Annotated in this window: 21 protein-coding genes; 12 read left to right on the forward strand and 9 right to left on the reverse strand. The window is 63.4% G+C overall.

The features are described from left to right. Positions 1-216 precede the first annotated feature (216 nt). Both flaF and SO156_RS24120 read left to right on the forward strand, forming a co-directional pair. Positions 217-585: a flagellar biosynthesis regulator FlaF gene (gene flaF / locus SO156_RS24115; RefSeq protein ID WP_498536473.1), complete on the forward strand. Its 369-nt coding sequence runs from the start codon at positions 217-219 to the stop codon at positions 583-585. A 9-nt stretch (positions 586-594) separates the two neighbouring features. Next, positions 595-960 (forward strand): hypothetical protein, encoded by a 366-nt coding sequence (locus SO156_RS24120; RefSeq protein ID WP_458147050.1) that lies wholly within the window; start codon positions 595-597, stop codon positions 958-960. Here the strand turns inward: SO156_RS24120 and SO156_RS24125 are convergent. From SO156_RS24125 to SO156_RS24140, 4 genes are all read right to left on the reverse strand, one after another. Continuing rightward, entirely contained in the window at positions 957-1,319 is a 363-nt protein-coding gene (locus SO156_RS24125) for a hypothetical protein (protein WP_498536474.1), read from the reverse strand. The genes SO156_RS24120 and SO156_RS24125 overlap by 4 nt on opposite strands. Positions 1,320-1,472: 153 nt before the next feature. Continuing rightward, the gene (locus SO156_RS24130) at positions 1,473-1,988 is read right to left on the reverse strand and encodes a hypothetical protein (RefSeq protein ID WP_498536475.1); all 516 of its coding nucleotides are present in this window, start codon (positions 1,986-1,988) and stop codon (positions 1,473-1,475) included. Between the two features lie 12 nt (positions 1,989-2,000). Then, complete coding sequence (gene flgJ, locus SO156_RS24135) at positions 2,001-2,366, reverse strand: flagellar assembly peptidoglycan hydrolase FlgJ (protein WP_458147047.1); 366 nt, start codon at positions 2,364-2,366, stop codon at positions 2,001-2,003. Then, entirely contained in the window at positions 2,366-3,490 is a 1,125-nt protein-coding gene (locus tag SO156_RS24140) for a flagellar basal body P-ring protein FlgI (protein ID WP_458147046.1), read from the reverse strand. The genes flgJ and SO156_RS24140 overlap by 1 nt, the downstream gene beginning before the upstream one ends. 270 nt (positions 3,491-3,760) lie before the next feature. Between SO156_RS24140 and SO156_RS24145 the strand changes: the two genes are divergently transcribed. Then, a complete protein-coding gene (locus tag SO156_RS24145) occupies positions 3,761-4,174 on the forward strand; it encodes a flagellar assembly protein FliX (RefSeq protein WP_458147045.1) in 414 nt (137 codons plus the stop codon). A 188-nt stretch (positions 4,175-4,362) separates the two neighbouring features. Here SO156_RS24145 and SO156_RS24150 read toward each other — a convergent pair whose 3' ends face one another. Then, positions 4,363-4,734: a winged helix-turn-helix transcriptional regulator gene (locus tag SO156_RS24150; protein ID WP_027526331.1), complete on the reverse strand. Its 372-nt coding sequence runs from the start codon at positions 4,732-4,734 to the stop codon at positions 4,363-4,365. Between the two features lie 129 nt (positions 4,735-4,863). Between SO156_RS24150 and SO156_RS24155 the strand changes: the two genes are divergently transcribed. The 5 genes from SO156_RS24155 to SO156_RS24175 all read left to right on the forward strand — a co-directional run bounded on the left by SO156_RS24155 (position 4,864) and on the right by SO156_RS24175 (position 9,383). Further along, complete coding sequence (locus SO156_RS24155; protein ID WP_498536476.1) at positions 4,864-5,475, forward strand: NAD(P)-dependent oxidoreductase; 612 nt, start codon at positions 4,864-4,866, stop codon at positions 5,473-5,475. 214 nt (positions 5,476-5,689) lie between these two features. After that, complete coding sequence (gene dksA / locus SO156_RS24160) at positions 5,690-6,055, forward strand: RNA polymerase-binding protein DksA (RefSeq protein WP_085966600.1); 366 nt, start codon at positions 5,690-5,692, stop codon at positions 6,053-6,055. A 243-nt stretch (positions 6,056-6,298) separates the two neighbouring features. After that, complete coding sequence (locus tag SO156_RS24165) at positions 6,299-7,108, forward strand: phytanoyl-CoA dioxygenase family protein (protein WP_498536477.1); 810 nt, start codon at positions 6,299-6,301, stop codon at positions 7,106-7,108. Between the two features lie 377 nt (positions 7,109-7,485). Then, a complete protein-coding gene (locus tag SO156_RS24170; protein WP_498536478.1) occupies positions 7,486-8,514 on the forward strand; it encodes an SDR family oxidoreductase in 1,029 nt (342 codons plus the stop codon). Between the two features lie 89 nt (positions 8,515-8,603). Continuing rightward, positions 8,604-9,383 carry a 2-keto-4-pentenoate hydratase gene (locus SO156_RS24175; protein WP_498536479.1) on the forward strand — a complete coding sequence of 260 codons (780 nt, stop codon included), beginning with the start codon at positions 8,604-8,606 and terminating at the stop codon, positions 9,381-9,383. Positions 9,384-9,660: 277 nt separating this feature from the next. Here SO156_RS24175 and flgH read toward each other — a convergent pair whose 3' ends face one another. From flgH to flgF, 4 genes are read right to left on the reverse strand one after another with little or no spacing between them, the layout of a single operon-like run. After that, positions 9,661-10,425, reverse strand: a complete 765-nt coding sequence (flgH, locus tag SO156_RS24180; RefSeq protein ID WP_458147040.1) for a flagellar basal body L-ring protein FlgH — start codon at positions 10,423-10,425, stop codon at positions 9,661-9,663. Positions 10,426-10,428: 3 nt separating this feature from the next. Then, on the reverse strand, positions 10,429-11,529 hold the full coding sequence (flgA, locus tag SO156_RS24185; protein WP_498536480.1) for a flagellar basal body P-ring formation chaperone FlgA: 1,101 nt from the start codon (positions 11,527-11,529) through the stop codon (positions 10,429-10,431). A 9-nt stretch (positions 11,530-11,538) separates the two neighbouring features. Beyond that, positions 11,539-12,327: a flagellar basal-body rod protein FlgG gene (flgG, locus tag SO156_RS24190; protein WP_449377073.1), complete on the reverse strand. Its 789-nt coding sequence runs from the start codon at positions 12,325-12,327 to the stop codon at positions 11,539-11,541. 21 nt (positions 12,328-12,348) lie between these two features. After that, complete coding sequence (flgF, locus tag SO156_RS24195) at positions 12,349-13,110, reverse strand: flagellar basal-body rod protein FlgF (protein ID WP_458147038.1); 762 nt, start codon at positions 13,108-13,110, stop codon at positions 12,349-12,351. A gap of 386 nt (positions 13,111-13,496) precedes the next feature. Between flgF and fliL the strand changes: the two genes are divergently transcribed. Genes fliL through SO156_RS24215 form a run of 4 tightly spaced genes read left to right on the forward strand, consistent with a single transcriptional unit; the run spans position 13,497 to position 16,445 of the window. Continuing rightward, positions 13,497-13,997, forward strand: coding sequence for a flagellar basal body-associated protein FliL (gene fliL, locus SO156_RS24200; RefSeq protein WP_498536481.1), 501 nt, complete (start codon positions 13,497-13,499; stop codon positions 13,995-13,997). Between the two features lie 18 nt (positions 13,998-14,015). Continuing rightward, positions 14,016-15,218: a flagellar motor switch protein FliM gene (fliM, locus tag SO156_RS24205; protein ID WP_458147036.1), complete on the forward strand. Its 1,203-nt coding sequence runs from the start codon at positions 14,016-14,018 to the stop codon at positions 15,216-15,218. Continuing rightward, positions 15,215-15,658: a DUF6468 domain-containing protein gene (locus SO156_RS24210; RefSeq protein WP_458147035.1), complete on the forward strand. Its 444-nt coding sequence runs from the start codon at positions 15,215-15,217 to the stop codon at positions 15,656-15,658. Before fliM ends, SO156_RS24210 begins: the two co-directional genes overlap by 4 nt. A 10-nt stretch (positions 15,659-15,668) precedes the next feature. Next, positions 15,669-16,445, forward strand: coding sequence for a MotE family protein (locus SO156_RS24215; protein ID WP_458147034.1), 777 nt, complete (start codon positions 15,669-15,671; stop codon positions 16,443-16,445). The last annotated feature ends 1,627 nt before the right edge of the window (positions 16,446-18,072 follow it).

The following is an 18,072-nucleotide window of genomic DNA, read 5'->3' on the forward strand; positions in this document are numbered from 1 at the left end:
TAAGACTCGATTAGCTGAGATCGATGTATGACACGTGCTGTCATTTACAGCGCATGCACTCGCATTTAGCTTTGACGTGAGGGAAGAATCCGCGACCCGTACTTGTCCGGAGTGCTTCCACACTCTCACGTAAGCAAATCTTAAGCGGTGCTGCCTAGGGTTGGGAAACAAATCCTTAAGCCTGTTCAACGGGCTAGGAAGCCTCCAGGGTGATCAATGTCGAATTCTGCTGCTTCGGCCTACGCGCGTGTCGCCACGACCACTGCATCTCCTCGCGATATCGAGGCGCAGACGCTGCTGAAGGCCGCGAACAAGCTGCAGGACGCGATCAATAGCGCCGATCCGCTCAGCGAGCAGACGATGCAGGCGCTGATGTTCAACCGCAAGCTCTGGACGATTTTCCTCAGCGAGGCGATGCGCGACACCAATCCGCAGCCGCTCGATGTGCGGCAGAAGATTGCCAACATCAGCGTGTTCGTGCTGAGCCAGACCGCAGCGTTGCAGGCCAGCCCGCAGTTCGATCACTTCCGTCCGCTGATAGAGATCAACCGTAACATCGCCGCGGGTCTGTCCGGCCGGCCGTAGGAGGTTCTCGTGGCCGACGTGATGAGCATCCTGTCGAGCTCGTATAAATCGGCCGGCATGTCGGTTCCGAGCAAGACCAAGTACGTTGCGGTTGACGCGACGCTCTACCAGGGCACCTGGTCCGGCACATATTCCGACGGCAAGAAGTTCTCGCTCACCATCTCGGAAGTCAGTGGATTCCGCGCACAGGTCAGGTATCAGAGCGGCGGCACGTCGCAATATCAGCAGGTCCTGATCAAGGACTCTTCGTTTCGCTTCGGCAATACGAAGTTCACGCTGACCGGTTCCGGCAAGGCGCAGATCAAGAACGTCGTCACCGATCCCGTGACGGGCTCGAGCTATCTCGACACGGCGCAGGCCACGCTGAGCACCTAGGCGCTGCGGTCGGTCGAGATCGGACGCGGGAGCTCGGATTTGCTCAGATCGAGGGCGTGGAAATAGGCGCGACGGCGCAGCATCGCGTCGTCGGGAAATTGCGTCACCACCGCGTCTGTTTTTTCATTGACGACCTGAAAGACGAACGAAGCCGCGGCCTGGTTGAATACGACCTGGCGCGAGACGTTCTCATTGCCCTGCAAATCATTGCGCGCGGCCGCGCTCGCATCGCTTGCGGCGACCGTCTGGTTTGCCGGCAAATCGGTTTGCACGGCGTCGTTCGCCGCCGTGCTCGACGCCGATATGGGCAACGTAGCGGCCGGTATCCCGACCGGCCTGATACTGAAATCTGTACTCACGGCAGCCTCCTGGCCTTGCCCCCGAGTCAAATCCCACCCCGTCCAATCGCGCAACTATGGGGAACTACTATTAAAGGTCCGGTTACGGAACATGGCTAACGGCGCACCTGATTCGCGGCGCGCATTTTCATCAAATCGGCCCTATCGGGATTCTCAGAGCGAGCGGCTGACCGAGAGTGGCGTGATGTGGCGCGGGCCTGGTGTCGCGCGCCGGCCGGCGGCAGTGTAGGTGTTCGGCACGTTGCGCTTCTGGATCTCGGCGTTGACGCCGCGGATCACGCTTTCCGACACCGCGTGTGCGGTTGCGAGCACGGTGAGGTTGACCTGAAGCATCGCGCGGAAGGCGTCGTGATGGCGATGCAGCGTCGAGAGTAGTTCGGGCGCGGATTTCGCAAGCTGGGTCTGGTTTGCCTTGAGCTGGCTTACGGCGCCGACGTAGCGGCGGGACAATTCCTGCTTCTTCGATTCAAATGCCAGCGCCTCGCGCAGGCGGCCGGCACGCACCAGCTCGGTCTCCCGTTCGATCAGCCCGAGCAACGCGCTCATCGCGTCCATCAGGTCCTCGGCGAGCTTGCGGGCATCGGCGCTGCCCGGTGCGCTCGCGCTGCTGGGTGCAGCGGCAGCGCGAGGGGCGGGCACTGGCTGACGTGACGCGTTGAAATGGTTCATGTCGTTTGGACCTTATGCCGTGCGGACGGTTTTCGCCTGCTGCAGGATGAGGGTGCGGTAGACTTCGCTGGCCACGCCGACACCGCCGGCATTGGCGAAATTCTTCGCGTACTGCTCGGTCAGCATCGAGCGCCACACGCCGGTGCCGACGGTGTCGCCGAACGGGCCTTCGCCCTTCAGACCCGACGTCATCTGCGAGAACATCGCGTTGAGGAACATGCCCTCGAAGTCGGTCGCGGTCTTCTGAGCCTTGGCCTGCTGCTGCGGCGAGACCTTCTGCAGGGCGCTGGCGAGCTCGAAGTCGGGACGGCCGTTGCGGCTCTGCACCGAGAAGGCTGAGGAGGCGATGGCGGGCGTGCTGATCGTGCCGGCCTGCATCACATCACCTCGATGTCGGCTTCGATCGCGCCGGCGGCCTTGATCGCCTGGAGGATACTGATGAGGTCGCGCGGACCGATACCGAGGCCGTTGAGGCCGTCGACGAGCTGTTGGAGCGAGACGCCGTCCTTGACGACCGCGAACTTCTTGCCGTCCTCGGTGACGCTGACGCCGGTGCGTGGGGTAACCACGGTGCGGCCGCGCGACAGCGGATTGGGCTGGCTCACCTGCGGGCTCTCGGAGATCGTGACCGTGAGATTGCCCTGCGCGACAGCGACTGTGGCGACACGGACGTCGCGGCCCATCACGATGATGCCGCTTCGTTCGTCGATGATGATCTTGGCGGCGAGATCGGGATCGACCTGAAGCTGCTCGATCTCGGTGAGGAAGGCGACGACGTTGCCCTTGAACTCCGGCGGGATCGAGAGCTGCACTGTGGAGGGATCAATCGGTTCGGCGCTCTTGACGCCGAGATAGTCGTTGATGGCGGCCGCGATGCGCTTTGACGTGGTGAAGTCGGCGTTGCGCAATGCCAGCCGCACGTTCGGCAGCCGGTTTAGAGCGAACTCGATCTCGCGCTCGATGATGGCGCCGTTGGCGATGCGCCCGACCGTCGGCACGCCGCGGACGATTTTTGCAGCTTCGCCCTCGGCCTGGAAGCCGGAGATCGCGAGCGAGCCCTGGGCGACTGCATAGACGTTGCCGTCGGCACCGAGCAGCGGGGTGACGAGCAGTGTGCCGCCCTGCAAGTTCTTGGCATCGCCGAGCGCGGATACCGTGACGTCCATGCGCGTGCCCTGCGTCGCGAAGGCCGGCAGATTGCCGGTCACCATGACGGCGGCGACGTTGCCGGTGCGAATGGTGGCGCCGCGGATGTTGACGCCCATGCGTTCCAGCATGGCCTGCAGCGACTGCTTGGTGAAAGGGATGTTGTTGAGGGTGTCGCCGGTGCCGTTGAGGCCGACGACGAGGCCGTAGCCGATGAGCTGGTTCTGCCGGACACCTTCGATATTGGCGAGGTCCTTGATGCGCGAGGTCGCGCTTGCAGGCGCGGCCGTGAGCGCCAGCGCTGACAGCGCGGCACATGCCACTCCCAATAACTTTGCCCAACGCACGCCTGGCATCCTCTGCTCCCCGAGGCTCCTTTAGATCCCGGACCTGTTCGACACTCCCATGACGAGCTGGTCCGAACCTCTCTATGCGAGCGTCGTGCCAGCGTGGTGCGGTGAACCTAGATGGTTGAATAGGTTGATTAAATTGCGCGTCATCAGCGCCAGCCGGCGTTCGCCTTACGGAGCGAAACTGCCGCCTGTCGGCAGATTTTGCCGGGCTGTTTACGCCTCATTAACCATAATGCGGCGAAGCTGCCGTCATCGACCACGCGGATTCCTTCGATGCGCATCTACGGACCGAACGGCACCACGCTTGGAGCGCCCGCCAGCCAGGCCAGACGGACGAGCTCCGGCACCTTCGTGCTGCCCGACACCTCTTCGACGCAGGAGACCAAGTCCGCATCCGCGCCGAAGGCAGCCGCCAACATCGATGCGCTGCTCGCGCTGCAGGGCATCGAGGAGGACCCGGTCGAGCGGCGCAAGCGCTCGGTCGCCCGCGGCAAGACCGCACTCGACGTGCTCGACGATCTCAAGATGGGATTGTTGTCGGGCAATCTCGACGCCTCGACGGTTATGCGCCTGCGCGATGCGGCAGCAAACCTCAAATCGTCCTCCGGTGATCCCGGCCTTGATGCCGTGCTCTCCGAGATCGAGCTGCGCGTCGAGGTTGAGCTTGCCAAGGCAGGGCAGGGCTGACGGGTTATCGTCAGTTAGTTATCCGTCACCCTGAGGTGCCGAAGCGAAGCGGAGGCCTCGAAGGGCGACGGCCCGGTTGTTCCCGCAAGGGCATCGAGCACGCTGATCCATCTCAGCCGTTCATCCTTCGAGGCTCCCAGCGCGGTACTGCGCACCGCGCTACTCGCACCTCAGGATGACGGGTCTTCTTACGCCGCTTCCTGCTTCTGCTGCGCATCGTAGCGGCGCTGTGCGGCGAGGACGTCCTTCAGGTTCTGCTCGGCCCAGTCGCGCAAGGGATCGACGGCGGCAGCGAGCGTCAGCCCGAGCTGCGTGATCGAATACTCAACCGTCACCGGAACGGTTGCGATGGCGCGGCGCTTGATCAATCCGTCGCGTTCGAGTGATTTGAGAACCTGGCTCAACATCTTCTGCGAAATGCCTTCAATCGTCCGGCGCAACTGATTGAAACGCATCGCGTCCTCGCGCAGCAGCAACAGGATCAGCACCGCCCATTTGTCGCCGACACGATCGAGGATCTGGCGTGTCGGGCAATTGGCTGCGTAGACGTCGGGCTTCATGTCTCCGTTCCTCGCGATCTGTTCCGGTTACTCCCGCGTAAGCAGGTAAGCCAAAAGTGCTCTCTTAACACCAGCATTCTTTGCGATATCTAGTTTCCACTAGTTACCACAGAAGCAAAGGAGCCTTCCATGAAAATCGCAGTCGCTGGCGCCTCGGGCCGGGCCGGTTCGGAGATCACCAAGGAACTGTCCCGCCGCGGCCATGCCGTCACCGCCATCGCCCGGAACCCGGAGAAGATCGCTCATCTGCCGAACGTCACCCCCACCAAGGGCGACGTGCTCGACCAGGCCGGCCTCGCCAAGCTCTGGGCAGGGCATGACGTCGCGATCAGTTCCGTCCACTTCCTCGCCAGCGACGCGCACAAGCTGATCGGCGCTGCCAAGGACTCGAAGGTTGGTCGCTACCTTGTGGTCGGCGGTGCCGGCAGTCTCGAAGTCGCCCCCGGCGTGAAACTGGTCACAACTCCCGGTTTTCCCGCTCAATACAAGGCCGAAGCGGAGAAGGGTTCCGCATTCCTCGACCTGCTGCGGCAGGAAAAGGAGCTGAATTGGACCTTCATCTCGCCCTCGGCCCTGTTCGTAGAGGGTGAGCGGACCGGCAAGTTCCGGCTTGGGACCGATCAGCTTCTCGCAGATGCGAGCGGAAAGAGCTGGATCACCTTCGCCGACTACGCCATTGCACTCGCCGACGAGATCGAGCGGCCTTCGCATCTGCGGAAGCGTTTCACGGTCGGCTATTAAGTGGATAACCGCCCCCAAGCGCTTGCCGATAAAGCTGCCGGTGCAAGGACTTGGGGGCGGTAACGCCAACATCAGGGAAATATTGTCTGTCACAAGAGGCCGCTATATAAGCCCGGCTCAACGGACCCTGTCCGTTGCGAGTCGTTGCTAAAAAAAGAATAGGCCGCCCTTGGAAAAGTTGAAAAATTACCGACCGACCGAAAAAGAGCCTTTCATGAACGACCGGCAGAAGGAGTACTTCCGTTTGAAGCTCCTCGCCTGGAAGGATGAGATCCTCAAAGAGTCCAAGCTCACCCTGCAAGCCCTGCAGGAGGAGAACGTGAACCACCCCGATCTCGCCGATCGGGCTTCGTCCGAAACCGACCGTGCCATCGAACTCCGCGCCCGCGACCGCCAGCGCAAGTTGATCGCCAAGATCGATGCAGCGCTTCAGCGTATCGAGGACAACACCTACGGCTATTGCGAAGAGACCGGCGAGCCGATCTCGTTGAAGCGGCTGGAAGCCCGCCCGATCGCAACGCTGTCGGTGGAAGCGCAGGAGCGCCACGAGAAGCGCGAGAAGGTCTATCGCGACGAATAGGCCGTAAGGCCGAAGGCGCCCGCCGCTTGAATGCCGCGGATCCCGCGCGTAGATTCGCGCCGCCATGATGATTTGCTCTCTCAACATCGCATCGGTCTTCTTCCTGGGCTGATCCCGCTTCCGCGACGAAGCGCTGATCGCCCCTGTGGGCTGTGGTCCGCGGGATTCCAGTGAACCGAATGAGCCGGCCGGGTTCCGCATGACACGGACCGCCGATGGCTGGCGACAGCTTGAGAGACAATCATGACCGACTTCGACGACGCGCCTGCGCTCAGCGCTGCGCAAATTCAGCAATTCATCGAACAGGGCTTTGTCAGGATCGACAACGCCTTTCCGCGCGAGCTTGCCGAGCAGGGCCGTGTCATCTTGTGGCGCGATCTGCCCTGCACCGAGCACGACCCGTCGACCTGGACACGCCCGGTGATCCGGCTGTCCGGCTATGGCAATCCGCCGTTCCCGGAAATCGCCAACACGCCAGTGCTGCATCGCGCGTTCGACCAGCTGGTCGGTGCGGGCCGCTGGCGTCCGCGCAAGGATATCGGCGGCACTTTCGCGGTGCGCTTCCCGCATCCCGACGATCCCGGTGATGCCGGCTGGCATATCGATCTCAGCTTCCCCGGTGAGGACTGCGACCCCAACGAGCGGCACGATCATTCGGCCTGGCGAGCCAACATTGTCTCGCGCGGCAGAGCTCTGTTGATGCTGTTCCTGTTCTCCGATGTCGGCGAGGATGACGCGCCGACCCGGATCCGGGTCGGCTCGCACTTCCCGATGGCGCGCTATCTGGCGCCGGCAGGCGAGGCGGGGCGGTCGCGCATGGTGCTGGATGAGATGGGCGCCGATTGCGAGATTGCACTCGCTACCGGCGAGGCGGGCACGGTCTATCTCTGCCATCCCTTCCTGGTGCATGCGGCGCGGCAGCATCGTGGAACAACGCCGCGCTTCATGGCACAGCCCGATCTGCCTCCGGCCGAGCCGTACCGGCTCGAACGCGCGGACGGTGACTACTCGCCGGTCGAGATCGCAATCCGCATCGCGCTCGGACGCGCGTGATACAAGCGGTATTGTTTGCTCATGCTGTCGTGGCGCGCGTTCGCGCGCCACAATTATATTGGGCGGCAACGCCGTTCACCGCGAACGGGAAAACTGAATCGCGATCAAGGGGCTAGGCTCAACTCCTTCATGCTTACGTGAGCTCGCATGAGGAACAGCCCTCACTTCAGATGAGGATGCTTTTGCGAGTCGGGGCAACGGGATCGACTCGACTTCTCAAGATGCGATCGGCGGCACGAAGCATCGCCGTCATCACGCGTCCTGCGCGAGCAGGGTGTGCGCGCCGCCATAAAGCTTGGGCCAGCTCAACAACTCCTTAAATGCTGCAGCAGGGTTCGGTGGACAAATTTGCCGACCCGCGGGAGAAGGGTTGCGACATGAGCACTGTTCTGGTCACGGGCGGATCGGGTTTCGTCGGCATCCATACCGTCCTGCAATTGCTGGCTGCCGGTCACGACGTGCGGACCACGGTCCGCCGACCGGACCGGCAGGCCGATGTGCTGGCGATGCTGCGCGAGGGCGGTGTCGATCCGGCCGAGCGGATCGCCTTCTTTACCGCCGACTTGACCGGGGACGAGGGCTGGCGCCAGGCGGTCGCAGGCTGCGACTACGTCCTGCATGTGGCTTCGCCGCTCTCGACCAGTGTCCCCAAGGACGAGAACGAAATGATCATCCCGGCCCGCGACGGCACGCTGCGGGTGCTGTGTGCCGCGCGCGAGGCGGGCGTGAAGCGCGTGGTCATCACCTCGTCGCTGGGCGCGATCGGCTACGGCCATCCGCCGCGCACCACGCCATTCGACGAGACCGATTGGACCAATCTCGACGGCGACGACGTCCAGCCCTACGTCAAATCCAAGGCGTTGGCCGAGCGGGCGGCCTGGGATTTCGTCGCCCGCGAAGGAGGCGGCCTGGAGCTTGCCGTCGTCAATCCCGCCGGCATTTTCGGTCCGGTGCTCGGGCCGGATTTCTCTGGCTCGATCGAGATCGTCAAAATGCTCCTCAACGGCGCCATGCCGGCGGTGCCGCGGATTTATTTCGGCCTGGTCGACGTCCGGGACGTCGTCGACCTTCATTTGCGAGCGATGACCGCGCCCGAGGCCAAGGGCGAGCGCTTCATCGCGGTCGCTGGCGAGACGCTGTCGCTGCTCGACATCGCCAACGTGCTGCGGCGGGAACTGGGGCCAGCGGCGCGACGGGTTCCACGCCTCCAGGCGCCGGACTGGCTGGTGCGCCTCGCCGCGACCGGTGTTCCCGTGCTGCGTTACACCTTGCCGATGCTGGGCAAGGTGCGGCGATCGACCAGCGCCAAGGCGGCGCGGCTGCTGGGTTGGCAGGCGCGCACCAACGACGAGGCGATCCTGAGCTCGGCCGAGAGTCTGATCCGGCTTGGCCTCGTCAAGGCGTGAGAGGCCGGGCGCACCCGCAGCGCTTGTCAGGCGGGGGCGGGAATGCTGAAGTGCTGCCTCGAGTTGCGTAGCGTGGGGAGTCGGCGACGATGGACAGAATTCTCGCAGCCGCAAAGGAGATCGCGCTGGCGCGCCGCAATCATGCCCCGCTCGCGACGCTCGAGGTTCCACCCAGGGATGAGGCGGAGGGTTACCAGATCCAGCGTGCACTGCACGACCTGCTGCTGCCCCATATCGGCGCACTGGTCGGCTACAAGATCGGCTGCACCAGCCAAGTCATGCAGGACTACATGCAGATCGACCATCCCTGCGCCGGCGGCGTGTTCGATAAGGTCGTGTATGACAGCCGCGCAAAGCTGGCCACTTCCGACTATGTCCGCGTCGGCGTCGAATGCGAGATCGCCGTGCGGCTGAAGCGCGACCTTGCCCCTGGCGAAGCGCCGTTCACCGCCGAATGGGTGGGAGAGGCGGTCGATGCTTACGCTCCCGCGATCGAGATCGTCGACGACCGCTATGTGAAGTGGGAGACCATGGGCGCGCCGACGCTGATCGCGGATGATTTCTTCGCCGCCGGCTGCGTGCTTGGTGCCGCAGTCGATCGCGCCAATGTACCCGATCTTCGGGCGGTCGCCGGCCGCGCCCTCGTCAACGGCGAGGAGGTGGGCAAGGGCACCGGTGCCGACGTGCTCGGCCATCCCCACAACGCGCTCGCCTGGCTGGCCAATCATCTCGCCGCCGAAGGCAAGGGTCTGCATGCCGGCCAGCTCGTGCTCACCGGCAGCCTCGTGAAAACGCTGTGGCTGAAGGCCGGCGACAAGGTCCGGATGGAGCTGGACGGGCTCGGCGTGGTGGAGGCGAAGTTTACGTAAGGGCATAACGTCATTCCCCGCCGTCATTGCGAGGAGCGAAGCGACGAAGCAATCCAGAATTCCTCCGCGGAAAGACTCTGGATTGCTTCGCTGCGCTCGCAATGACGGAGTGTGTATCGGCGGCGTCCTCTAATTGCGGAGTCGCAGTCGTGGCCGCCAGCCATCGCGCCGCGACCAAAAATCATGCGGCCCCCGGCAGGGGAGCTGCCGGAGGCCGCGTAGAACATCTCGTTGTGCCTAGGTTCACAACGAGATGTGGGAGCTCTTAAAGAAACTCTTAGAAGGGCAGCAGCACGTCCATCACTTGCTGGCCGTAGCGCGGCTGTTGCACGTCCATGATCTGGCCGCGGCCGCCATAGGCGATGCGGGCCTGGGCGATCTTGGTGGAGTCGATGGTGTTGTCGCTCTGGATGTCTTCGGGGCGGACGATGCCGGCGACGATCAGCTCGCGGATCTCGTAGTTGACGCGGATCTCCTGCTTGCCTTCGACGACCAGGTTGCCGTTCGGCAGCACCTGGGTGACGACGGCGGCGACGTTGGTCTGCAGGGCTTCCTGTCGCGCCACGCTGCCCTTGCCGTCGCTGGAGGCCGTCGAGTCGGCTGTGAGGATGCGGCCGGGCAAAATCTTGTTGGCCTGGGTGATGGTCTTGGAGCCGATGAAGTCGGTGATGCCCGAGTCTTCCTTGTTGGTGCGGCTGCGCTGAGTCTCGTTCTCGATATTGGCCTTGTCGGTGATGTTCACGGTCACCGTCAGGAGGTCGCCGACCTGATGGGCGCGCTGGTCCTTGAAGAAGGCGCGGCTGCCGTTGCGCCACAGCGAGTTCGGATTGTAGGAGGCGACTTCCGGCTTCGGCATCGGCATCTGTACCGGCTTGTAGCCGGGCTGCGTCGTCGGATTGTCGATCGCCGACAGTTTCGGCTGCTCGCCGATCTGCGACAGGCGGTCGATCGAGGAGCACCCGCTCGCAAAGGCGAACGTTGCGAGCAGTGTGCCGGAGAGGGCGATACGACGAAGACGGGCCACGGAACTGAACTTGGACATGATTTACTCTGACTTGGCTTGTGCTTGCGCGATCTGGGTTGGCGAAACCGGGGTCTGGATCAGGCTTTGGGCGAGGGCGGCCGCTGCCGGCGTCTCCTCGTGCTTGAGGGATGAGGTCTGCTCGACCGCGGGCGCGGCCGGCGCGGACTGGCTCGCGCCCTGCACTGTGACCTGGCCACGGCCGGTGACGATGCCCTGGAGCGTGCGCTTGGACTGCATGTTGAGGACCGAGACGGTATCGCCCTCGGAGCCGCTGTCGACCGCCTTGCCGCGGGTGGTGAGGTAGAGGCCCGGCACCTGGTAGATGATGGTGACGTTCTGGTCGCGCTGCACGAGGTCGGGCTTTGCGATGTCGGCGACGCGGATCGGGGTGCCCGCCCGCATCGGATGACGGAGCTGCATGCCGACCGCGCGCTCGCGCGAGGCCGCTTCGCCCTGAACATCCGCCCTCGGGCGGCGCTCCAGGACGACGTCGGACGACTTCAGCATCTCGCTGCGGTCGATGTCGCGGGTCAGCACGGCGACCTCCACGGTCTCGATCGCGGCGCCGGTGAGGCGCAGCCTGGTCGGCGCGAGGCTGTTCTCGTTGTTGATCTCGAAGCTCAGGTCGAAGCGGCCGCTGCGCGCGTCATAGCGTGTGGCGGTCGCCTGGAGCGCGCCGGTGTTGGAGGCGTCCAGCCGCACATCGGAGACGCCGCGATCGAAGCTGACTGTGATGTTCGCGGCGTCGCCAAGTCCGAAGCGGTGCTCGAGCGCGGAGGCGACCGCGAGTTCGAGATCCTTGTTGGCAATCGTGCGCGCGAGCCGCGTGACCGTGACTTCCTTGAGGTCGCCGGTCATCACGCCGATGACCTGTTTTGCGCGCAGCACGCTCAGGACGTTCGCGACCGGCAGCGCGCCGGTGGTGCCGAGATCGGGCGAGCGATAGACCGGGATCTGCGCGGCAGAGCCCGCATTTTCGATGAGATCGCCGACCCGCACCACGTCGGAGGTGACGGTGATGCTGGCGCGCAGCGTCGGCGGCGCGATGCCGTCGTCGGCGGCGCACGCTGGTGCTGACAGCGCGAGCAGGGCGGCGAGAGTGGTGATGGTTTTGCGCATCATCGTTACTCCCTAGCGGAACAGCGCCGTGGTGGATTGCATCATCTGGTCGGCAGCACTGATCACCTTGGCGTTCATTTCGTAGGCGCGCTGGGCCGCGATCAGGTCGCTCATCTCCGAGACGACGTCGACATTGGCCTGTTCGAGGCTGCCCTGCGTGATCGTGCCGTAGCCCTCGGAGCTCGCGGTGCCGTCCTGCGGCGCACCGGAGGAGGGCGTCTCGGTGAACTGGTTGTTGCCGACCGGCTGGAGGCCCGCCTTATTGATGAAGCGCGTCAGCGCGAGCTGGCCGATGATGGACGAGGTCGACGAGCCCGGCAGTGTCACCGAAACCTGGCCCTGCACGTTGACGGTGAGGCCCGAAGCGTTGTTCGGGATCGTAATGGTCGGCTGCACCGGATTGCCCTGCGCGGTGACGATGCGGCCCTGGTTGTCCATCTGAAAGGTGCCATCGCGGGTATACTGGTAGGTCCCGTCAGGCATCAGGATCTTGAAAAAGCCCTCGCCTGAGACCGCCAGATCGAGATCGTTGCCGGTTTGCGACAGCGTGCCTTGCGTCATGCTGCGCGGCGTTCCGACCGTCTTGACGCCGCCGCCGATATCGACGCCGACCGGCAGGATTGTGCCCTGGTCGGACGACTGCGCGCCGACGCGGCGGATGTGCTCGTAGATGAGGTCCTGAAACGCCGCGGTCTGCTTCTTGAAGCCGGTGGTGCGCAGGTTCGCGATGTTGTTGGAAATGACCTGCACGTTGAGTTCCTGTGCCGCCATTCCGGTCGCAGCGGTGTGAAGCGCTTGCATGTCAATCGTCTCCTGATGGCGTTACGCTGGAACGTCGGCGAGCTTCTCGATCGCCGATTTGTGCATGTCGCTCTGCTGCTGGAGCAGGTTGGCGACCTGGGTGTACATCCGCATCACCTCGACCATCCGGCTCATCTCGCCGACCGAATTCACGTTCGACTTCTCGATGTAGCCCTGGCGCACGGTGGACTTGGCGTCGGCCTGCTGGTTCGCCGAACCCTGGGCGTAGAGATTGGCGCCCTGCTTGGCGAGTTTCTGCGGATCGTCGAAGGCGACCATGCGGATCTTGCCGCGGATGGAGTCGACACGGGCCGTGCCCTCGAGCACTGTCACTGTGCCATCGGGCGCGACGTTGATGTCATGGTCGGTCGGCTGGAAGGTGATCGGGCCGGCATTGCCGAGCACGAGATTGCCATCCGATGTGACGAGCTGGCCCTGGTTGTTGAGCGAGAACTTGCCGTCGCGGGTGTAGCGCTCGCCGCCGGCGGTCTGCACCGCGAAATAGGAATTGCCGTCGACCGCGAGGTCGAGCGGGTTCTTGGTCTCCTCCATCGGGCCCTGGCCGACGTCGCGGAAGGTGCCGCGGTCCTGCACATAGGAGACCCGGCGGTCGGAGCCGACGAAATTATCTTCATGCGCGCCGGAGTTGAGGAATTCCTCAAACAGCGTGCGATCGGCCTTGAAGCCGTTGGTGTTGGCATTGGCGACGTTGTTGGCGATGACATCCATCTGCCGTTCCAACGTCATCTGCCGCGATAAACCGACCAGAAGCGCGTTCTGCATCGGATGGTTCTCCCCTGTGGAGGTCCTGCTTCGCCGCTCTCCCAAGCGTCTTGGCCGACCCGTCGATGAGACCTTCGGGCTCTCCCAAACCGTCCGGTCTCGGCCTTTCCTGAGCGAAAGCCGTGCCAACGCAGAAAGGGACGTATTTACAGGTGCTTAGGTGTTTGGAAGGGGTGGGCGAGGGGCGGCAGAAAGGTTCTGTTGACCATGTTTGCCCGGCAGATTTTTCCTAGCGCAGGGGCAATCGAAAGGTTCTGTTAACCATCATTACCTTAGCGTTTGCAGCTATGAGGAGCGCGTTGCGCGCTGGGGCATTTGTATCGCGTCACTGGCCGACCAGAGGCTTCGCTCTCTCAGACCCTTTATAGTGAGCGAGCGCGGCGACCATGGCAGAGAACGAAGCGGAAGGCGGCGCAGCCACTGACGGCACTGAGGCGGCCCCGCCGAAGAACAAGCTCAAGCTCATCATCATCGCTGTCGCCGTGCTCGCCATTCTCGGCGGTGGCGCGGCGACCTGGTTCCTCTTCCTCCGTCACGGCGATGATGAGCACCATGCCGAGGTCGCGCCGCCGCCGAAGCCGCCGGCCTTCGTCGACGTGCCCGACATGATGGTCAACCTCGCCGGCGTGCCCGGCGAGCGCGTGCAATATCTGCGGCTGAAGATCGTGCTCGAATTGAAGGAAGAGAAGCAGATCGAGGCGATCAAGCCGACGATGCCGCGCGTCACCGACATCTTCCAGACTTATGTGCGGGAACTCCGCCCCTCCGACCTCAACGGCTCGGCCGGCATCTTCCGCCTCAAGGAAGAGCTGACCAAGCGTGTCAACGCGGCGGTCGCGCCGATCCAGGTCAGCGCGGTGCTGTTCAAGGAAGTCGTGGTGCAGTGAGGGTAATGGGCTAGCGCCATGGCGGGCAACGATCCAGTCGACCAAGATGCCATAGCCGCCCAATGGGAGGCCTCGCTTGATTCCGAGGATCCCGCGGAGGCCGCGAAGGCTGCTGCCGAGAACGAACTATCCGAGACCATGGCCCTGCAATGGGCGGCCATGGTCGAGGACGGCAGCCGCGATCTCGGCAACGGCAAGAACTCAGGCGAGCGGGTGCTGTCGCAGGAGGAGATTGACAATCTCCTGGGCTTCACCGTCGGCGACGTCACGCTCGACGACCATTCCGGCATTCGCGCGATCATCGATTCGGCGATGGTTTCCTACGAGCGTCTGCCGATGCTCGAAATCGTCTTCGACCGCCTGGTGCGGTTGCTGACGACTTCCTTGCGCAATTTCACCTCCGATAACGTCGAAGTCTCGCTCGATCGCATCACCTCGGTGCGTTTCGGCGACTACATGAACTCGATCCCGCTGCCGGCCGTGCTCTCGGTGTTCAAGGCCGAGGAGTGGGAAAACTTCGGCATGGCGACCGTCGATTCCAGCCTGATCTATTCGATGATCGACGTGCTGCTCGGCGGCCGCCGCGGTACGAGCCAACTCCGCATCGAGGGCCGGCCCTACACCACGATCGAGACCGAACTGGTCAAGCGGCTGGTCGAGGTGGTGCTGGCCGATGCCGAACAGGCATTCCGCCCGCTGTCGCCGGTGACCTTCACGATCGACCGCCTCGAGACCAATCCGCGTTTCGCCGCGATCAGCCGTCCCGCCAACGCCGCGATCCTGGTGCGCCTGCGCATCGACATGGAAGATCGTGGCGGCAACATCGAATTGCTGCTGCCCTACGCGACGATCGAGCCGATCCGGGGCGTCCTGCTCCAGATGTTCATGGGCGAGAAGTTCGGCCGCGACACGATCTGGGAAGGTCATTTCGCGACCGAGATCGTGCAGGCCGAGATCGCGGTCGACGCAGTGCTTTACGAGGCCGACATCCCGCTCAAGCAACTGATGCGGCTCAAGGTCGGCGACACGCTGCCACTGGACATGCGCGCGGATGCCAACGTGACCGTACGCTGCGGCAGCGTCACGCTCACCGAAGGGCGGATGGGACGCGTCGGCGACCGCGTCGCGATCCGTGTGACGAAACCCCTGCGCAAGCCAGGTACGACACTTGCGATGTTCGAGAAGGCCGACGAGCAGAACAAGATGATGGAGGCACCATGAACCACTCCTTAGGCATGGCGATCGAGATGCTGGTCGCAATCCTCCTGATGCTGACGATCGGCTACTGCATCCTGCTCAACAAGCGGCTGACGCGTTTGAAGGCGGACGAGCATTCGCTGAAGGCCGTCATCGCCGAGTTGATCACCGCGACCGAGATCGCCGAGCGCGCGATCGGCGGGCTGAAGCTCGCCGTTCGCGACGTCAACGAAAATCTCGGCAGCCAGCTCGCCGCCGCAACACAGATGTCCGACCAGCTCTACCGCCAGCTCGGCGAGGCCGACAACGTGGTTCGGCGCCTCTCCAAGATCGCCATCGCCGCACGCCCCGTGACGAATCCGGAAGCAGCAGCCCCGGTCGCAAAGCCCTCGGCGGCGAAGGCGGTGGCGGCGGCTGCAGAAGCCTTCACCGAGCGCAGAAGATCCAACGGGATTGCCGCATAAAAGTCGCCGCATGAAATCCTTCCGTAACATCCGCGTCATTCCCGTCGTACTGATCGCAGTCGCCGCCCTCGCCACGCTGAAGGTCGCGGGCCTCGTGATCAACGGCGGCTATGTGTTCGACTATCAGCCGAACACGACCAAGAAATCCTGGGCTCAGGAGAACCTCAACTTCCCGACCGGCCGCGAAGACCCCGACATCACCGGCTCGACGCACGGCGCGCCGAAGGAGGCGTCCAAGGAGGATGCGCCGAAACCGGCCGCGCCCGAGACCAAGCCCGAAGGTCAGGTAATCAAGCCGGAAGAATCCCGCGAGCAGACCTCGCCCGCCGAGCGCGCGATTCTGGAGCGCTTGCAGAACCGCCGCCAGGAGCTCGAAGCGCGCCAGCGCGAGATCGACATTCGCGAGAGCCTGTTGAAGGCGGCCGAGAAGCGCATCGAGTCCAAGGTCGAGGAGATGAAGGCGGTGGAATCCCGCATCTCCGCCACAGCGGCCGAGCAGAAGGCGGCGGAAGCTCAGCGCCTGAAAGGCCTCGTGACCATGTATGAGAGCATGAAGCCCAAGGACGCCGCGCGTGTGTTCGATCGCCTGGAGATGGGTGTGCTGATCGAGATCGCGACGCAGATTGCGCCGCGCAAGATGTCGGACATCATGGGCTTGATGCAGCCCGAGGCTGCCGAGCGGCTGACGGTCGAGATGGCCCGCCGCGCCGGTGGCGGAGGAGACCGCTCTGCCGATGCGGCCGATCTGCCCAAGATCGAGGGACGCCCGACGCAAAAGCCGAATTGACATGGAGGGGCTTCCCGCTCCACCGCGATGGGGCTGGGGGCTGAAGTTCGCGGTGGAGCGGAGCCGGCGAACCTCAATACGCAAGCGAAGCCCCCGGCGAGGCCAATCTGCGTTTGTGATTCGGGCGTGTTGGCGGCTAATCCGAGGCGTTGTTGGTTCGCCCATGACCACCCGCTCAGCGCACCACTCCCCTCCGTCCCGCGTTTCTCTGCAGTGCAACATCGGTCGCTGCGAGAATGGATTAAGGCGCCATTAGCTTCTGCGGCGCATGCTTCTCCGCATGAGAGTTGCAATGGCCGCACTTGTTGCTCTCCTCGCGCTTCATTACGTGGACGAGCAATTATTCGGCGCCCGGTATACCCGAGGCGCAACCGCGATGCTGTCTCAGATCATGAGGTCGTTCGGCTAAGGCGCGTCCAGACCGTTTGTCTAGTTCGCGACCCGCGGCTGACCCCCGCGACCTCCGATTCTGGCAGCCGTCGCGTCGAACCACTTTCCGATAGGAAGCGGCGTCCCGCATCGTTGCTTGATCAGCTCCGCCTTCGTGACACGCGTCACCAGATGCAGAGTGCTATGGCAACAGGAGCATTCGTAGACCTTCAGAGCATATCCTCTGGCGACTGGAACGAGAGCTACGAGTGCTCTTGCCCTGCTGCATATGATGCAATTGGCTTCCCCGCGCATCGATCGAGCCCCCGCCTGATCAATCGAAATCGGATCGTCACGATGCTATTTCATTCTGAGTCGCTCACCGGTAGCAACATCTCAATGGTTGAGCGGGCGCGCTTGGAAAACCTTACCGTGTAGATCGTTCTCACTCAGTGACTGAAGAGCCTGCCGTTGCGGATGCAGTCAGATGGCGCTTCACGTTCTGAACGTGCGATCAGTTGACGCGCACAAATGTGAGATGGACGACAGTCGCACAGCGCACACGGGGACTAGCGTGGGGCCATTCGCTAATCAGCGGCGCGGAGGGAGCGATGAACCACTGCTCATCCATAGCGGAGCGCGCAATTGAGGCCATCAATCGTCTGCTGATCGCGGCGATGACGTCCGCCTGGACATCGACCTTGAGTCATCAGCACGCATTGCCGCCCTCTGAGTCTGAGGGGGATGACAGTGACGATGACGTTTGTTCCCGGCAGCAGAGCTGCTCACCGTCGGATTGGATCGGCAGGCCACATTGAAGGAGCCTTGCCATATAACCAAAGTTCGCGATCAACACACGACGTTGTGAGGCATTGAATGAGCCCCGATGCGGTGCCGGGTCTGGTTTGGGTCAGCGATCTCCGATACGAGCGCGCCAGCGGGCTTCGAAAGTGTCGTAGTCCACGGCCCAAGCTTGCGAGTTCAATGGATTGGTCGGACTTGCTGCCACCGCGCCTGTCGCGTCCGCATCCATAACTGGTCGTGCCGAATTCTGCTTCGGCCACTCCAGCTCCGATTTAGGAAACATCGGCTTGCCCTCGTACCAGCATTTCCGTCCGTCGATGATGCGGTAGGACCACCAGCGTCCCTGCGTCGACGAAGGTATCGCGCTGCTGCATTGCTGCTTCGCCACGACAGCGGGTATGCCGGCTGGCAAAAGCCAGGCCGCGCACGCGGCAAGGGCGACCGATGGGAGCTG

Source organism: Bradyrhizobium sp. UFLA05-125, from assembly GCF_059803515.1.

Excerpts from the sequence above, each read along its gene's own strand:
- flaF (WP_498536473.1), top strand. The coding sequence starts at position 217 with ATGTCGAATTCTGCTGCTTCGGCCTACGCGCGTGTCGCCACGACCACT.
- SO156_RS24130 (WP_498536475.1), bottom strand. The coding sequence starts at position 1,988 with ATGAACCATTTCAACGCGTCACGTCAGCCAGTGCCCGCCCCTCGCGCT.
- flgJ (WP_458147047.1), bottom strand. The coding sequence starts at position 2,366 with ATGCAGGCCGGCACGATCAGCACGCCCGCCATCGCCTCCTCAGCCTTC.
- SO156_RS24140 (WP_458147046.1), bottom strand. The coding sequence starts at position 3,490 with ATGCCAGGCGTGCGTTGGGCAAAGTTATTGGGAGTGGCATGTGCCGCG.
- SO156_RS24145 (WP_458147045.1), top strand. The coding sequence starts at position 3,761 with ATGCGCATCTACGGACCGAACGGCACCACGCTTGGAGCGCCCGCCAGC.
- SO156_RS24150 (WP_027526331.1), bottom strand. The coding sequence starts at position 4,734 with ATGAAGCCCGACGTCTACGCAGCCAATTGCCCGACACGCCAGATCCTC.
- SO156_RS24155 (WP_498536476.1), top strand. The coding sequence starts at position 4,864 with ATGAAAATCGCAGTCGCTGGCGCCTCGGGCCGGGCCGGTTCGGAGATC.
- dksA (WP_085966600.1), top strand. The coding sequence starts at position 5,690 with ATGAACGACCGGCAGAAGGAGTACTTCCGTTTGAAGCTCCTCGCCTGG.
- SO156_RS24165 (WP_498536477.1), top strand. The coding sequence starts at position 6,299 with ATGACCGACTTCGACGACGCGCCTGCGCTCAGCGCTGCGCAAATTCAG.
- SO156_RS24170 (WP_498536478.1), top strand. The coding sequence starts at position 7,486 with ATGAGCACTGTTCTGGTCACGGGCGGATCGGGTTTCGTCGGCATCCAT.
- SO156_RS24175 (WP_498536479.1), top strand. The coding sequence starts at position 8,604 with ATGGACAGAATTCTCGCAGCCGCAAAGGAGATCGCGCTGGCGCGCCGC.
- flgH (WP_458147040.1), bottom strand. The coding sequence starts at position 10,425 with ATGTCCAAGTTCAGTTCCGTGGCCCGTCTTCGTCGTATCGCCCTCTCC.
- flgA (WP_498536480.1), bottom strand. The coding sequence starts at position 11,529 with ATGATGCGCAAAACCATCACCACTCTCGCCGCCCTGCTCGCGCTGTCA.
- flgG (WP_449377073.1), bottom strand. The coding sequence starts at position 12,327 with ATGCAAGCGCTTCACACCGCTGCGACCGGAATGGCGGCACAGGAACTC.
- flgF (WP_458147038.1), bottom strand. The coding sequence starts at position 13,110 with ATGCAGAACGCGCTTCTGGTCGGTTTATCGCGGCAGATGACGTTGGAA.
- fliL (WP_498536481.1), top strand. The coding sequence starts at position 13,497 with ATGGCAGAGAACGAAGCGGAAGGCGGCGCAGCCACTGACGGCACTGAG.
- fliM (WP_458147036.1), top strand. The coding sequence starts at position 14,016 with ATGGCGGGCAACGATCCAGTCGACCAAGATGCCATAGCCGCCCAATGG.
- SO156_RS24210 (WP_458147035.1), top strand. The coding sequence starts at position 15,215 with ATGAACCACTCCTTAGGCATGGCGATCGAGATGCTGGTCGCAATCCTC.
- SO156_RS24215 (WP_458147034.1), top strand. The coding sequence starts at position 15,669 with ATGAAATCCTTCCGTAACATCCGCGTCATTCCCGTCGTACTGATCGCA.